Origin of the sequence: Dietzia sp. MNB45 (assembly GCF_051994785.1) — a bacterium.
Classification (GTDB): Bacteria; Actinomycetota; Actinomycetes; order Mycobacteriales; family Mycobacteriaceae; genus Dietzia; species Dietzia kunjamensis.
Genome location: NZ_CP163397.1, coordinates 1,824,748 through 1,839,958, shown reverse-complemented (window position 1 = coordinate 1,839,958; position 15,211 = coordinate 1,824,748). Strand labels below are relative to the sequence as shown.

General features: G+C 71.7%; 13 protein-coding genes. All 13 read left to right on the top strand.

The features are described from left to right. Positions 1-66 precede the first annotated feature (66 nt). The 13 genes from pyrR (at position 67) to AB5G72_RS08785 (ending at position 15,207) form a co-directional block, all read left to right on the top strand. On the top strand, positions 67-651 hold the full coding sequence (gene pyrR, locus AB5G72_RS08845; RefSeq protein ID WP_440221439.1) for a bifunctional pyr operon transcriptional regulator/uracil phosphoribosyltransferase PyrR: 585 nt from the start codon (positions 67-69) through the stop codon (positions 649-651). After that, positions 648-1,589 carry an aspartate carbamoyltransferase catalytic subunit gene (locus AB5G72_RS08840; RefSeq protein WP_067717943.1) on the top strand — a complete coding sequence of 314 codons (942 nt, stop codon included), beginning with the start codon at positions 648-650 and terminating at the stop codon, positions 1,587-1,589. The genes pyrR and AB5G72_RS08840 overlap by 4 nt, the downstream gene beginning before the upstream one ends. Then, positions 1,586-2,911 (top strand): dihydroorotase, encoded by a 1,326-nt coding sequence (locus AB5G72_RS08835; RefSeq protein WP_440221438.1) that lies wholly within the window; start codon positions 1,586-1,588, stop codon positions 2,909-2,911. The genes AB5G72_RS08840 and AB5G72_RS08835 overlap by 4 nt, the downstream gene beginning before the upstream one ends. Then, positions 2,908-3,456: a PH-like domain-containing protein gene (locus AB5G72_RS08830; RefSeq protein ID WP_067717949.1), complete on the top strand. Its 549-nt coding sequence runs from the start codon at positions 2,908-2,910 to the stop codon at positions 3,454-3,456. The genes AB5G72_RS08835 and AB5G72_RS08830 overlap by 4 nt, the downstream gene beginning before the upstream one ends. Beyond that, on the top strand, positions 3,453-4,661 hold the full coding sequence (gene carA, locus AB5G72_RS08825) for a glutamine-hydrolyzing carbamoyl-phosphate synthase small subunit (RefSeq protein WP_067717951.1): 1,209 nt from the start codon (positions 3,453-3,455) through the stop codon (positions 4,659-4,661). Before AB5G72_RS08830 ends, carA begins: the two co-directional genes overlap by 4 nt. After that, positions 4,661-8,023, top strand: coding sequence for a carbamoyl-phosphate synthase large subunit (gene carB, locus AB5G72_RS08820; RefSeq protein WP_185950487.1), 3,363 nt, complete (start codon positions 4,661-4,663; stop codon positions 8,021-8,023). The genes carA and carB overlap by 1 nt, the downstream gene beginning before the upstream one ends. Further along, positions 8,020-8,865, top strand: a complete 846-nt coding sequence (gene pyrF / locus AB5G72_RS08815) for an orotidine-5'-phosphate decarboxylase (RefSeq protein ID WP_440221437.1) — start codon at positions 8,020-8,022, stop codon at positions 8,863-8,865. The genes carB and pyrF overlap by 4 nt, the downstream gene beginning before the upstream one ends. 412 nt (positions 8,866-9,277) lie before the next feature. Beyond that, positions 9,278-9,601: an integration host factor, actinobacterial type gene (gene mihF / locus AB5G72_RS08810; protein WP_007631925.1), complete on the top strand. Its 324-nt coding sequence runs from the start codon at positions 9,278-9,280 to the stop codon at positions 9,599-9,601. Between the two features lie 7 nt (positions 9,602-9,608). Further along, positions 9,609-10,211 (top strand): guanylate kinase, encoded by a 603-nt coding sequence (gene gmk, locus AB5G72_RS08805; protein ID WP_440221436.1) that lies wholly within the window; start codon positions 9,609-9,611, stop codon positions 10,209-10,211. 72 nt (positions 10,212-10,283) lie between these two features. After that, complete coding sequence (gene rpoZ / locus AB5G72_RS08800) at positions 10,284-10,568, top strand: DNA-directed RNA polymerase subunit omega (RefSeq protein ID WP_061228655.1); 285 nt, start codon at positions 10,284-10,286, stop codon at positions 10,566-10,568. Next, entirely contained in the window at positions 10,565-11,845 is a 1,281-nt protein-coding gene (coaBC, locus tag AB5G72_RS08795; protein ID WP_440221435.1) for a bifunctional phosphopantothenoylcysteine decarboxylase/phosphopantothenate--cysteine ligase CoaBC, read from the top strand. The genes rpoZ and coaBC overlap by 4 nt, the downstream gene beginning before the upstream one ends. A gap of 60 nt (positions 11,846-11,905) precedes the next feature. Further along, on the top strand, positions 11,906-13,117 hold the full coding sequence (metK, locus tag AB5G72_RS08790) for a methionine adenosyltransferase (RefSeq protein ID WP_181694370.1): 1,212 nt from the start codon (positions 11,906-11,908) through the stop codon (positions 13,115-13,117). Positions 13,118-13,161: 44 nt separating this feature from the next. Further along, positions 13,162-15,207: a primosomal protein N' gene (locus AB5G72_RS08785; RefSeq protein WP_185950489.1), complete on the top strand. Its 2,046-nt coding sequence runs from the start codon at positions 13,162-13,164 to the stop codon at positions 15,205-15,207. Positions 15,208-15,211 lie beyond the last annotated feature (4 nt).

Sequence of the window (15,211 nt, the reverse complement as noted above, 5' to 3'; positions counted from 1 at the left end):
AGTTCGGGACCGAAAGCTATCCCTTTAACGAGCCGTCCAGCGAGGCGGACAAGGAGGTGGTGATCGGTGAGCGCTGACGGTTCGCAAGAGAACTCGGTGTCACTCTTCACGTCCGACGACGTCGCCAGGACGGTGTCCCGCCTGGCACATCAGATCATCGAACGCACTGCTGCGGACGCGCCCGATTCGGGCCCCGTGGTGCTGCTCGGAATCCCCACCCGCGGGGTGCCGCTCGCCGCCCGACTCGCCGAGAGGATCCGTGAGTTCAGCGGCGCGGACGTCCACGCCGGGGCCCTCGACGTCACGCTCTACCGCGACGACCTCGCCGTGGGCCCGCACCGGCCGATGAACCCCACGCGGGTCCCGTCGGCCGGGATCGACGGCGCGACGGTGATCCTCGTGGATGACGTCCTGTTCTCGGGCCGGACCATCCGCGCGGCGTTCGACGCCCTGCGCGACCTCGGTCGACCGGCGCGGGTCCAGCTCGCCGTGCTGGTCGACCGCGGGCATCGTGAACTGCCGATCCGGGCCGACTACGTGGGCAAGAACGTCCCCACCTCCCGCGACGAGGGGGTGTCCGTCCGGCTCACCGAGGTCGACGGGGTCGACGCCGTGGTCCTGCGGCGTCCGGACGCGGAGAGGACGAGATGAAGCACCTGCTCTCGGCCGCCGACCTCGACCGCGACTCGGCCCTGTCCATCCTCGACGAGGCGGAACGACTCAAGGAGACGCTCCTCGGTCGCGAGGTCCGCAAGTTGCCGACACTGCGGGGCAAGACCGTCCTCACCGTGTTCTACGAGAACTCCACCCGCACGCGGGTGTCGTTCGAGACGGCCGGCAAGTGGATGAGCGCGGACGTCATCAACGTCTCCGCCAGTGCCTCCTCGGTCCAGAAGGGCGAGTCGTTGCGTGACACGGCGCTCACCCTGACCGCCATCGGCGCGGACGCCCTCATCGTGCGTCACCCCGCCTCCGGGTCCGCTCAGCAGATCGCCGGGTGGGTCGCGCCGGGTGGCGTCGGCCCGTCGGTCATCAACGCCGGTGACGGGATGCACGAGCACCCCACCCAGGCCCTGCTCGACGCCATGACCCTGCGTGAACGCCTCGGCGGGATAGACGGACGCCGGGTGGTGATCGTCGGGGACATCCTGCACTCGCGCGTCGCCCGGTCCAACGCCCTGTTGCTGTCCACGTTGGGCGCCGAGGTGGTCCTCGTCGCCCCGCCGACCCTGCTCCCGGTGGGAGTCGACGGCTGGCCGGTCCGCGCGTCGACCGACCTCGACGCGGAGTTGGACGGTGCGGACGCCGTCATGATGCTGCGCGTCCAGGCCGAGCGGATGAACGGTGGGTTCTTCCCGTCTGCCCGCGAATACGCGGTGCGCTACGGGCTCGGGCCGACGCGCGCCGCCCGGCTCCGCGACGACGTCGTGGTCCTGCACCCGGGTCCGATGGTCCGTGGGATGGAGATCGGCTTCGACACCGCCGACGCGCCGTCCTCCGCGATCCTCCAGCAGGTCACCAACGGCGTGCACGTGCGCATGTCGGTCCTGCTCCACACTCTCGTCACGGCGGAAGGAACCCCTGAGTGAGCGCCCCCCACACACCGACCCTGTTGCTACGGCGGGTGCGTCCCTACGGCGAGGGCGACCCGGTCGACGTCCTCGTCCGCGACGGCGTCGTCGCCGCGATCGGTCCGGACGCGGGCGGGTCCGTGGACCTGTCCGCGCCGGACACCGAGGTCCTCGATGCGGACGACGCCGTACTGCTGCCGGGGTTCGTCGACCTGCACACCCACCTGCGTGAACCCGGTCGCGAGGACACCGAGACCATCGCCTCGGGTTCTGCCGCCGCGGCCCGCGGGGGGTACACGGCGGTGTTCGCCATGGCCAACACCCAGCCCCCGCAGGACAACCAGACGGTGACCGACTCGGTCTGGCGGATCGGCCGCGAGGTCGGACTGTGCGACGTGCACCCCGTCGGCGCCGTCACCGTGGGTCTCCAGGGTGAGCAGCTCACCGAGATGGGGCAGATGGCCGCGGGGGAGGCCCGCGTCAGGGTGTTCTCCGACGACGGGATGTGCGTCCACGACCCGCTGGTGATGCGTCGAGCCCTGGAGTACTCGGCCGGATTGGGCGTCCTCGTCGCCCAGCACGCCGAGGAACCCCGGCTCACCGGCGGCGCCGTGGCCCACGAGGGGCCCCACGCCGCACGCCTGGGACTGACCGGATGGCCGCGGTCGGCGGAGGAATCGATCGTCGCCCGGGACGCGATCCTGGCCCGCGACGCCGGCGCCCGCGTGCACATCTGCCACGCCTCCACGACCGGCACCGTCGAACTGCTGCGGTGGGCCAAGGACCAGGGGATCTCGATCACCGCCGAGGTCACCCCGCACCACCTGCTCCTCGACGACTCCCGGCTCGAGACCTACGACGGCGTCTACCGGGTCAACCCGCCCCTGCGCGAGGCACACGACACCCTCGCGCTGCGCGAGGCGCTGAGGTCCGGCGTGATCGACTGCGTCGCCACCGACCACGCCCCGCACGCCGCGCAGGAGAAGTGCTGCGAGTTCGCCGCCGCCCGGCCGGGCATGCTCGGACTCGAGACCGCCCTGCCGATCGTCGCCGCCCTGCTGGTCGAGACCGGGGACATGACCTGGCGGGACCTCGCCCGTGTCATGAGCACCCGGCCCGCCGAGATCGCCGGCCTGTCGGACCAGGGGCGACCGATCGCCGTAGGGGAGCCCGCGAACCTCGTCGTCGTCGACCCCGACTCCCCGTGGACCGTCGTCGGCGACGCGCTGGCAAGTCTGTCCGCCAACACCCCCTACGAGGGAATGACATTCGCGGCCAGGGTCGTCGGCACCGTGTACCGGGGCCGCCTGACCACCCGCGACGGAGAGGTACTCGCATGACCCAGGACTACTGGACCGTCATCATCGTCATCGCCGTGCTGCTCGCGCTGATCGGTCTGATGACGCTGGGATGGCGGAACCGTAGCCGGTCCCAGGCCGGGCTCTTCGACGAGCTCCCCACCCCGCCCGCCGACCCGGGCGAGATCGTCCTGGGGCCGCTGACCGGTGTGTACATCGGCAGCACCGTCGCGGGGGACTGGCAGGCCCGGATCGCCCGCCCGCCCCTCGGCCACCGCTCCGCCGGCACCCTGACCGCCCACACCGGCGGCATACGCCTCGAGCTGGCCGACGCCGTCGTGTGGATCCCCCGCGCCGACCTCGTCGACGTGCGCCGCGCCTCGGCGCTGGCCAACAAGACCGTGCCCGGCGGCGGCATCCTCGTCGCGCGATGGCAGGTGACGGGCACCGACGGCCGAACGCTCGTCGACTCCGGTTTCCGGGCGGACGACAAGGACACCTACCCCCGCTGGGAGGCGCTGCGCGGAGACGCCGACCCCTCCGACACGCCCACCGACTCCAGCTCCACCACCGAGGAGAACCAGTGACACCGCACAGCACCACGCCCGCGCCGCAGGCGGGCCCGCAACCCGCCGCGCTCGTCCTCGAGGACGGACGCATCCACCGCGGCACCTCCTTCGGCGCGACCGGGACCACCCTCGGGGAGGCCGTGTTCACCACCGGCATGTCCGGCTACCAGGAGACCCTCACCGACCCCTCCTACTGCCGGCAGATCGTCGTGGCCACCGCCCCGCAGATCGGCAACACCGGCTGGAACGACGAGGACGGCGAGTCCCTCCTCGACGGTGAGGCCCGCGGGGGCCGGATCTGGGTCTCCGGCTTCGTGATCCGCGACCTGTCGCGACAGCCCTCCAACCACCGGTCCAGCCGCAGCCTCGAAGACGAGATGGCCGCCCAGGGCGTGGTCGGCATCGCCGGTATCGACACGCGCGCCGTGGTCCGCCACATCCGGGAGCTCGGGGCCATGAAGGCCGGGATCTTCTCGGGCGACGACCTGACCGACGACGAGACCATGCTCACCGCGGTCCGGGCCCAGGAGTCCATGGCCGGCGCGTCGTTGTCCGACGAGGTCTCCACGCGCGAGGCCTACGTGGTGGAGCCGGAGGGCGAGGCGTCCTACACGATCGCCGCACTGGACCTGGGGATCAAGACCAACACCCCCCGGATGCTCACCGAGCGCGGGGTCCGCGTCCACGTCCTGCCCGCCGACTCGACGCTGCAGGACATCCTCGACCTCGGCGTCGACGGGGTGTTCCTGTCCAACGGTCCGGGCGACCCGGCGACGGCCGACCACGCGGTACACCTCACCAAGGAGGTGCTGGGCCAGGGGATCCCCTTCTTCGGCATCTGCTTCGGAAACCAGATCCTCGGCCGGGCTCTGGGGCTGGAGACCTACAAGATGCAGTTCGGGCACCGCGGCATCAACATCCCGGTGATCGAGAAGGCCACCGGCGCCGTGGCCATCACCTCCCAGAACCACGGATTCGCACTGCGCGCCCCGGAGGGTGACACCTGGCAGACCCCGTGGGGCACGGCCGCCGTGACCCACGTGTGCGCCAACGACGGCACCGTCGAGGGCGTCGCCCTGGTCGACGGCAGCGCCTTCTCCGTCCAGTACCACCCCGAATCCGCGGCGGGCCCCCGGGACGCCGCCGACCTCTTCGACCGCTTCGTCAGCCTGCTCGAATCCTCCGACCTCGGCTCCGCAGACTCCAGAAAGGGTTCGAACTGATGCCCCGGCGCACAGACATCAACCACGTCCTCGTCATCGGCTCCGGGCCGATCGTCATCGGCCAGGCCTGCGAGTTCGACTACTCGGGCACCCAGGCGTGCCGCGTGCTCAAGTCCGAGGGCCTGCGTGTGACCCTGGTCAACTCCAACCCGGCCACGATCATGACCGACCCGGAGTTCGCCGACGCCACCTACGTCGAGCCCATCACGCCCGAGTTCATCGACAAGATCCTGATCAAGGAGGCCGCCGACGGCCACCCGGTGGACGCGGTGCTCGCGACCCTCGGTGGGCAGACCGCACTGAACGCGGCCATGCAGCTGGACGCCCAGGGGCTCCTCGACAAGCACGGGGTCGAGCTCATCGGCGCGGACATCCCCGCCATCAACCGCGGCGAGGACCGGCAGACCTTCAAGGACATCGTGGCCAGCGTCGGCGGCGAGTCGGCCCGCAGCGCCGTCTGCCACACGATGGAGGAGGTCCATGCCACCGTCGCCGAGCTGGGGCTGCCGGTCGTGGTCCGGCCCTCCTTCACCATGGGCGGCCTGGGCTCGGGTCTGGCCTACACCACCGAGGACCTCGAGCGCATCGCCGGCGGCGGGCTCTCCGCCTCGCCGACCGCGAACGTCCTCATCGAGGAGTCCATCCTCGGGTGGAAGGAGTACGAGCTCGAGCTGATGCGCGACAACAAGGACAACGTCGTCGTGATCTGCTCGATCGAGAACGTGGACGCCCTGGGTGTGCACACCGGCGACTCCGTCACCGTCGCGCCGTCGATGACGCTGACCGACCGCGAGTTCCAGAACATGCGCGACCTTGGCATCGCGATCATCCGCGCCGTGGGCGTGGACACCGGCGGCTGCAACATCCAGTTCGCCATCAACCCCGTCGACGGCCGCCTGGTCGTGATCGAGATGAACCCCCGGGTCTCGCGGTCCTCCGCGCTGGCCTCCAAGGCCACCGGCTTCCCGATCGCCAAGATCGCCGCACGGCTGGCCATCGGGTACTCGCTCGACGAGATCACCAACGACATCACCGGCGAGACCCCCGCGTGCTTCGAGCCGACCCTCGACTACGTGGTGGTCAAGGCGCCCCGGTTCGCCTTCGAGAAGTTCCCGGGTGCCGACGACACCCTCACCACCACCATGAAGTCGGTGGGCGAGGCCATGAGCCTGGGGCGCAACTACCGGGAGGCCCTCGGCAAGGTCATGCGGTCGCTGGAGACCAAAGCCTCGGGATTCTGGACCCTGCCCGACGAGACCATCGCACCCGGGCGCTCCACCGACGTGGATGCGGTGCTCGCCGACCTGGTCCGTCCGACCGAGGGCCGGATGTACGACGTCGAGCTGGCGCTGCGCCTGGGGGCGACGGTCCAGCAGGTCCACGAGGCCTCCGGCATCGACCCGTGGTTCCTCGAGGAGGTGGCCGAGCTCGTGGACCTGCGCCGCGAGATCGTCGACGCCGCCGTGCTGGGCGCGGACCTGCTGCGTCGGGCCAAGCACAACGGTCTGTCGGACGCGCAGATCGCCGCCCTCCGGCCCGAGTTCGCCGGTGCCGAGGGCGTGCAGCGCCTGCGCCACCGGCTGGGGATCCGGCCCGTCTACAAGACGGTCGACACGTGTGCCGCGGAGTTCGAGGCCAAGACCCCGTACCACTACTCGACCTACGAGCTCGACCCCGCCGCCGAGTCCGAGGTCGCCCCGCAGACCGAGCGCGAGAAGGTGATCATCCTCGGTTCCGGGCCCAACCGCATCGGCCAGGGCATCGAGTTCGACTACTCCTGCGTGCACGCCGCCCTGACGCTGTCCGAGGCCGGGTACGAGACGGTCATGGTCAACTGCAACCCGGAGACGGTCTCGACCGACTACGACACGGCCGACCGGCTGTACTTCGAGCCCCTGACGTTCGAGGACGTCATGGAGGTCTACCACGCCGAGTCCGAGTCCGGCACGGTCGCCGGGGTGCTGGTGCAGCTCGGTGGCCAGACCCCGCTGGGGCTGGCCGCGCAGCTCGAGGCCGCCGGCGTGCCCATCGTGGGCACCAGCCCGTCCGCGATCGACCTGGCCGAGGACCGCCGCGAGTTCGGTGAGGTGCTGGTCCGGGCGGGGCTGCCGGCCCCGGCGTTCGGCACCGCGATCAACGCCGACGAGGCGACCGCCATCGCCGCCGACATCGGGTACCCGGTACTGGTGCGCCCGTCCTACGTGCTGGGCGGCCGGGGCATGGAGATCGTCTACGACGAGGGCTCCCTGCGCTCGTACATCGACCGCGCCACCGAGATCAGTCCGGACCGTCCGGTGCTGGTGGACCGCTTCCTCGACGACGCCGTGGAGATCGACGTCGACGTCCTGTGCGACGGCACCGAGGTGTACCTGGGCGGCGTCATGGAGCACATCGAGGAGGCCGGCATCCACTCCGGCGACTCCGCGTGCACGCTGCCGCCGATCACCCTCGGACAGGACGACATCGACAGGGTCCGCCGCTCCAGCGAGGCGCTGGCCATGGGCATCGGCGTCAAGGGCCTGATGAACGTGCAGTACGCCCTCAAGGACGACGTGCTCTACGTCCTCGAGGCCAACCCCCGGGCCAGCCGGACGGTGCCCTTCGTGTCCAAGGCGACCGGGGTGCACCTGGCCAAGGCGTGTGCCCGCATCATGCTGGGCGAGTCGATCGCCGACCTGCGCGCGGAGGGGCTGCTCCCGTCCGACCGGGACGGCGGCTCCCTTCCCGCGGACGCCCCCGTCGCCGTCAAGGAGGCGGTGCTGCCGTTCAACCGGTTCCGCACCCCGGAGGGCGACACCGTGGAGTCCCTGCTGAGCCCGGAGATGAAGTCGACGGGTGAGGTCATGGGCATCGGCCCGGACTTCGCCGTGGCCTTTGCCAAGGGCCAGCTGTCCGCCGACGGCGTGCTGCCGCTGTCGGGCACGGTGTTCGTCTCGGTGGCCAACCGGGACAAGCGGTCGATGGTGTTCCCGGCCCAGCGGCTGGCGGCGCTCGGGTTCACGGTGCTGGCCACCGAGGGCACGGCGCTCATGCTCCGCCGGTACGGCATCGCCTGCGAGACCGTGGCCAAGCTGACCGAGTCCGGCACCGGCCCGGTCGACGAGGACGGCCGGCCGATCCGCACGATCGTCGACCGCATCAACGCCGACGAGGTGGACCTCATCCTCAACATCGCCTCGTCGACCGGGGGCACCCGTGCCGACGGCCACGAGATCCGGTCCGCGGCGATCTCCCGCCGCGTGCCCTGCGTGACCACCGTCCAGGGCGCCACCGCGGCGGTCCACGGGATCGAGGCCATGCTGCGCGGCGACGTCAGCGTCAGCCCCCTGCAGGAGCTGCACGCCGGGTACGCGGCGCGGTGACGCCGACCGCGCCCCCGTTCGGTGCCCGCCTGCGCAGGGCGGTCGCCGAGCGGGGCAACCTCTGCGTGGGCATCGACCCCCACCCGGCGCTGCTGGAGGCGTGGGGCCTGGGCGTCGACGTGGCGGGCGTCGCGGAGTTCTCGCGGCGGTCTCTCGAGGCCTTCGGTGACCTGGTCCCCGCGGTCAAGCCCCAGGTGGCGTTCTTCGAGGAGCACGGGTCCGCCGGGTTCCGGGTCCTGGAGGAGCTCCTGGCCGCCATCGGCGAGCGCGGGGCGCTGTCGGTGGCCGACGCCAAACGCGGCGACATCGGCTCCACCATGGCCGGGTACGCCCGCGCGTGGCTGCGGGACGGGTCCCCGCTGGCCTGCGACGCGCTCACGGTGTCCCCGTACCTCGGGGTGGGCGCACTGGACGCGGCGTTCGAGACGGCGGCCTCCACCGGCCGGGGCCTGTTCGTCCTGGCCCGGACCTCCAACCCCGAGGCCGGGCCCCTGCAGGGCTCGGCGGGCCCCGCCGGCACGGTCGCCCAGTCCGTCGTCGACGAGGTGGCCCGGCGGAACGCCCGCGTCGGGGATGGTGCACCGGGGCCCTTCGGCGTGGTCGTCGGGGCGACGGTGACCGACCCCCCCAGGCTCGACGAGCTCTCCGGCCCGGTCCTCATGCCCGGGGTGGGGGAGCAGGGCGGCACCCTGGCCGACGTCCGCAGGATCGCCGGGCCCGCGCTCCCGCTCACCCTGGTCAACGTCTCGCGGCACGTGCTCCGCACCGGGCCGGACGTCGACGCGATGCGCGCGACGGTCGTCGAACTCGCCGCACAGTACAGGTTCTCCGACGACTCCTGAGTCGCCGCGTTCCACACGGGTGTACCGGCGTCCCACCGGTGACGGCCGCCCGGAGCCGGGCTCGCGGGAATCGGGCGGTTCGCGTCGCGCCCCAGGACGGGCGGCGCTAGGGTGCCATACAACCTCGAACCGTCAATGCGCAGATCAGACGGGGTGCCACAGCGGGACCCCGTCTGGTACCCGGCCGGTCGGCCGCGTACTGTTGCTGAGGTCATCAGGCCCGGAGCCGTGGAAGTCCCCCTCGGGGGCGGCGGAACCGCCCGGGTACGGTGAGCACGAGGGAGCGCCCGCTCCCGGAGGTGTTCCGCAGCCCGCGGACGCGCCGGGGCCGGTCACCGCACACCAGGCGGGGGTGTCCTACGGTGGACATCCGCGTGAGTCATGAGACACACACGAACGAGACGGAGGAATTGTGGCCCTTCCCCAGTTGACCGATGAGCAGCGCGCTGCTGCTCTGGAGAAGGCGGCTGCCGCCCGTCGCGCCCGGGCTGAGCTCAAGGAGCGCCTGAAGCGTGGCGGCACCGACCTCAAGCAGGTGCTCAAGGATGCCGAGAGCGACGAGATCCTCGGCAAGATGAAGGTCTCGGCGCTGCTCGAGGCCCTGCCCAAGGTCGGCAAGGTCAAGGCTCAGGAGATCATGACCGAGCTCGAGATCGCGCCGACGCGTCGTCTGCGTGGTCTCGGTGACCGCCAGCGTCGCGCACTGCTCGAGCGGTTCGACTTCACGGTCGACTGATCGACGCATGAACACACCGTCATCCGGGGTCACCCCGGAGACGACGGCGAAGAGGGGCCGGCTGATCGTCTTGGCCGGCCCCTCCGCCGTCGGGAAGTCAACCGTCGTCGCCCGTCTCCGCGAGTGCGTCCCCGACCTCTACTTCAGCGTGTCGATGACCACACGGGACCCGCGGCCCGGGGAGGTCGACGGCCGCGACTACTCCTTCGTGTCCACCGAGGACTTCCGGAAAGCCGTATCCGAGGGTCGGATGTTGGAGTGGGCGGAGATCCACCGCGGACTGCAGCTCTCCGGGACCCCCGCCGATCCGGTGCACCGCGCGCTCGAGGCGGGACGACCCGTCCTCATCGAGGTGGACCTCGCCGGGGTGCGCCAGATCCGCGAGTCGATCCCGGAGGGCAGGACCGTGTTCCTCGCCCCGCCGTCGTGGGAGGAACTCGAGGTCCGGCTGCGTGGCCGGGGCACCGAACCGCAGGACGTGGTGGACCGCCGACTCGAGACCGCGAAGGTCGAGATGGAGGCCCGCGGAGAGTTCGACGAGGTCGTCGTCAACGACGAACTCGAAAAGGCCGTGGACGAGTTGGTATCATTGCTGGTCGGCCGCGACTAGCGGCGAGCCCAGCGTCACCAGGGTGTCATCGACGACACCGACCCCAGGCAGTACCCCAGAGGAGAACCCATAGTGGCCACCACCGAAGCCGCAGCGGCCACCCCGCTGTACGACACCCCGATCGGCATCACGAACCCCCCGATCGACGAGCTGCTCGAGCGGGCGTCCTCGAAGTACGCACTCGTGATCTTCGCCGCCAAGCGGGCGCGCCAGATCAACTCGTACTACAACCAGATCGAGGAGGGCATCCTCGAGTACGTCGGCCCGCTGGTCGACCCGGGGCTGCACGAGAAGCCCCTGACCATCGCGCTGCGTGAGCTGCACTCCGACCTGCTCGATTGCGCCGAGGGCGAGTGAGCCCCTCCGGGGACGACATGCGCGGCCCGCGCGTCGTCGTCGGAGTCGGCGGCGGGATCGCCGCCTACAAAGCATGTGGCCTCATCCGGTTGCTCACCGAGTCCGGATGCCACGTCGACGTCGTCCCCACAGAGGCGGCCCTGCGATTCGTCGGGTCCGCCACCTTCGAGGCGCTGTCCGGGAACCCGGTGTCCACCGGGGTGTTCTCGGACATGCCCTCGGTCCGCCACGTCGCCCTCGGGCAACGGGCGGACCTCGTCGTCGTCGCTCCCGCCACCGCGGACCTGCTGGCCCGCGCGGCGAGCGGGCGCGCCGACGATCTCCTCACCTCCACACTCCTCACCGCGCGGTGCCCGGTGCTCCTCGCCCCGGCCATGCACACCGAGATGTGGGAGCACCCCGCGACGCGTCGCAACGTCGACACCCTCCGGGGCGACGGCATCCACGTCATGCCGCCGGCGTCCGGCCGGCTCACCGGCGCCGACACCGGCGCGGGGCGTCTACCGGAGCCCGCCGACATCGCGCGGTTGGCCCGGCTCCTCCTCGACGGCGGATCACTGCCGTGGGACCTCGCCGACACGCGCATCGTCGTCACCTCCGGAGGTACCCGTGAGGAGATCGACCCCGTGCGCTTCCTCGGTAACCGCAGCTCGGGCAAGCAGGGCCACGCGATCGCCGCGGTGGCCGCCGCCCGGGGTGCCAGGGTGACCCTGGTGACGTCCTCCGATCTGCCGACCCCGCCCGCCGTCGAGGTCGTCCACATCGAGTCCGCCCTTGAACTGCGGGAGCAGACGCTGCGCGCGGCCGCGCGGGCGGACGTGGTCGTCAAGGCCGCCGCCGTCGCCGACTTCCGGCCGACCGACGTCTCCGACTCCAAGCTCAAGAAGGGCAGCGGATCGGAGCCCGCGGAAATCCGCCTCCGGCGGAACCCGGACATCCTCGCCGACCTGGTCTCCGCGCGTGCGGCGGGGGACGTCCCGGCCGACTGCGTGCTCGTGGGTTTCGCCGCCGAGACCGGGGACGCGTCGGGCACGGTCCTCGAGCACGGCCGCGCCAAGCTCGCCCGGAAGGGGTGCGACCTCCTCGTCGTCAACGAGGTGGGACGGGACACCACCTTCGGACAGGACGTCAACGGCGGCTGGATCCTCGACTCGGGCGGCGGCGAGACGGCCCTCGAGCGCGCCAGCAAGGACCTCCTGGCCGACCGTCTACTCGACGCGATCGTGGGGATCGCTCGCGGGCGGACCGGGCGGAGTGACGCAGACCGCACCGACTAGTCTGTCCCCACGCGATCGGCAACGATCACACGCGATCCCACCATGGAAGAGAGAACCACTGTGACGCAGGCACGTCGGCTGTTCACCAGCGAGTCCGTGACCGAGGGGCATCCGGACAAGATCTGTGACGCGATCTCAGATTCGATCCTGGACGCGATGCTGGAGCAGGACCCGGCGGCCCGAGTGGCCGTGGAGACGATGGTCACCACCGGCATGGTCCACGTGGCCGGCGAGGTCAAGACCACCGGTTACGTCGAGATCCCGCAGCTCATCCGCGACAAGATCGTCGAGATCGGTTACGACTCCTCGGACAAGGGCTTCGACGGCGTCTCCTGCGGCGTGTCGATCTCGATCGGGCAGCAGTCGCCGGAGATCGCCCAGGGCGTGGACACCTCCCACGAGGCCCGCACCTCCAGCGACTCGGTCGAGGACGCCATCGCCCGCCAGGGTGCCGGCGACCAGGGCCTGATGTTCGGCTACGCCTGCTCGGACACCCCCGAGCTCATGCCACTGCCCATCGCGCTGGCCCACCGCCTCTCGCGGCGGCTGACCGAGGTGCGCAAGGACGGCACGCTGGCCTACCTGCGCCCGGACGGCAAGACCCAGGTCACCATCGAGTACGACGGCGACCGCGCGGTCCGGCTGGACACCATCGTCATCTCCACCCAGCACGCCGACGGCATCGACCTGGAGACCACCCTGCGCGACGACCTCACGCAGCACGTGATCGACCCGGTCCTGGCCGAGGCCGCCGGCGGGATCGACACCGCCGACTTCCGGCTGCTGGTCAACCCGACCGGCCGGTTCGTCCTCGGCGGCCCGATGGGCGACGCCGGCCTGACCGGACGCAAGATCATCGTCGACACCTACGGCGGCATGGCCCGCCACGGTGGCGGCGCCTTCTCCGGCAAGGACCCGTCCAAGGTGGACCGCTCCGCCGCCTACGCCATGCGCTGGGTCGCCAAGAACATCGTCGCCGCCGGCCTGGCCGAGCGCGTCGAGGTCCAGGTCGCCTACGCCATCGGCAAGGCCGCCCCGGTCGGACTGTTCGTCGAGGCGTTCGGTACCGAGAAGGTCGACATCGACCGGCTCCAGCAGGCGGTGACCGAGGTGTTCGACCTGCGGCCCGGCGCGATCATCCGCGACCTGGACCTCAAGCGTCCGATCTACGCCCCCACGGCCGCCTACGGACACTTCGGCCGCACCGACATCGACCTGCCCTGGGAGCGCACCGACCGCGTCGACGAACTCAAGCAGGCCGCCGGACTCTGACGCTGCCGCCCCGTGTGTCGTAGCGGGGTGCGAGTATTCCGGACGTGACCACCACGCGCCCAGCGACCCGGGTCGCGGCGGCCGATGCCCCCGTGGCCCGGGTCCTGCCGTTGCTCGGGGTCTTCCATCTCGACCGGGAGTTCGACTACCTGGTCCCCGAGTCCCTCTCCGCCGAGGCGGTCCCGGGGGTGCGGGTGCGGGTGAGGTTCGCCGGGCGGCTGGTCGACGGTTTCCTCGTCGAGCGGCGCGGGCAGACCGATCACCAGGGGGAACTCGCCTGGCTCGAGCGGGTCGTGTCACCCGAGCCCGTCCTCACCCCGGACCTGCTCCGGTTGGTCGACCTGGTCGCACGGCGGTGGGTGGGTATGCGCTCGGACGTGATCCGGTTGGCGATCCCGCCGCGCCACGCCGCCGCCGAGAAGTCCGTTCCCGAGCCGGGGCCGCCCCTGGGAGTGTCGGTGGGGCCGGTAGAGATGCCGGAGGGGTGGGGCGACCACCCGATGGTCGCGAGGTTCCTCGAGGCCGCGACCGGCGCCGTCCCCGCCCGCGGGGTGTGGACGGTCCCACCGGGCCGGGACTGGGCCGGTGCCCTGGCGACCCTCGCCGACTCCCTGCGCCGTCGTGGGCTCCAGGTACTCCTGATCGTCCCGGACCAGCGGGACGTCGACCGTCTCACCGCGGCCTGTCGCGAGGTAGTCGGGGGCGGCGCGGCCGGTCGGGACCTCGTCACGGATCTGTCCGCCGGGGTCGGGCCGTCCGCCCGGTACCGACGCTGGTTGCGGGCGATCCGCGGCCACGCCCGGATCGTCGTGGGCACCCGGAGCGCGGTCTTCGCCCCCCTGCCCGAACTCGGTCTCATCGTGCTGCACGACGACGGGGACGACTCGTTCGTCGAGCCGCGTGCCCCGTATCCCCACACGCGTGACGTCGCCGCACAGCGATCGGCCCTCGAGGGCGTACCCCTGTTGCTGTCGTCGGTGGACCGGACCCCCGAGGTCGCCGAGTACGTCCGCTCCGGGTGGGCACACGAGATCCGCCCGCGCCCCGGACTGACCCGCGAGCTCGCGCCCCGCGTGGTCGCCGTGACCGACGCCGACCCGGTGCAGGCCCGCGACGTCGCGGGGGGCCGCACGCGGCTGCCCGCCGTGGCGTTGACGATGGCCCGGGAGGCGATCGACGTGGACGCCCCGGTCCTCGTACAGGTGCCCCGCAAGGGGTACATCCCCACGCTGCTGTGTGGGTCGTGCCGGACCCCGGCGCGGTGTCGCCGGTGCAACGGCCCGCTCCGCGCCGGGCGGATGGACGAGGTCCACGGGCCGGTGGAATTGGCGTGCGGGTGGTGCGGGGCCCCCGAGCCGAGCTTCCGCTGCGTGGCCTGCGGATCGCGGGCGCTGCGGGCCGGGGTGGTGGGGGCAGGCCGCACCGCGGAAGAGCTGGGCCGGATGTTCCCCGGTGTCCGGATCCGCACGAGCGGGGGAGGGGAGATCCTGGACACCGTGCCCGCGAGCCCGGCGATCATCGTCGCCACCCCGGGAGCGGAACCCGTCGCCGAGGGCGGGTACGGGGCCGCACTGCTCCTGGACTCGTGGGCGCTTCTCGGCCGACCCGACCTGCGGGCCGTCCAGCACGCCCTGCGCCTGTGGATCGGGGCGGCCGGTCTCGTCCGTCCCGCCGACGAGGGGGGCAGGGTGTTCCTGTCCGCCGAATCCGAGTCCGCGGTCGCCCAGGCGCTGGTCCGGTGGGATCCCCAGGGCTGGGCGGAGCGCGAACTCGCGGACCGCGCCGAGGTCGGGTTCCCGCCGGCGGTGCACATGATCGCGGTCGACGGGCCGGCCGCCGCGCTCGCCGAGGTCCTCGAGGACTTCCGCCTCACGGACAGTGTCGAGGTACTGGGTCCGGTGGATCTGCCCGCCGGGGAGGAGCTCCCCGGTCATGACGAGGTGGAGGACCCGGAGCGGGTGCTGTTCCGGGTGCCCCCGCCCGTCCTCGCCGAGGTCGCGGCGGAGCTCCGGGCACTGGTCCTCCGGCGTTCCGGACGCCGCCACAGCCACTCGGTCCGGGTTCGTCTGGACCCCGTCCACATCGGTTGACCGC

Bases quoted from the DNA above. Each gene is read 5' to 3' on its own strand.
- AB5G72_RS08830 (WP_067717949.1), top strand. From the start codon at position 2,908: ATGACCCAGGACTACTGGACCGTCATCATCGTCATCGCCGTGCTGCTC.
- carB (WP_185950487.1), top strand. From the start codon at position 4,661: ATGCCCCGGCGCACAGACATCAACCACGTCCTCGTCATCGGCTCCGGG.
- AB5G72_RS08840 (WP_067717943.1), top strand. From the start codon at position 648: ATGAAGCACCTGCTCTCGGCCGCCGACCTCGACCGCGACTCGGCCCTG.
- gmk (WP_440221436.1), top strand. From the start codon at position 9,609: ATGAACACACCGTCATCCGGGGTCACCCCGGAGACGACGGCGAAGAGG.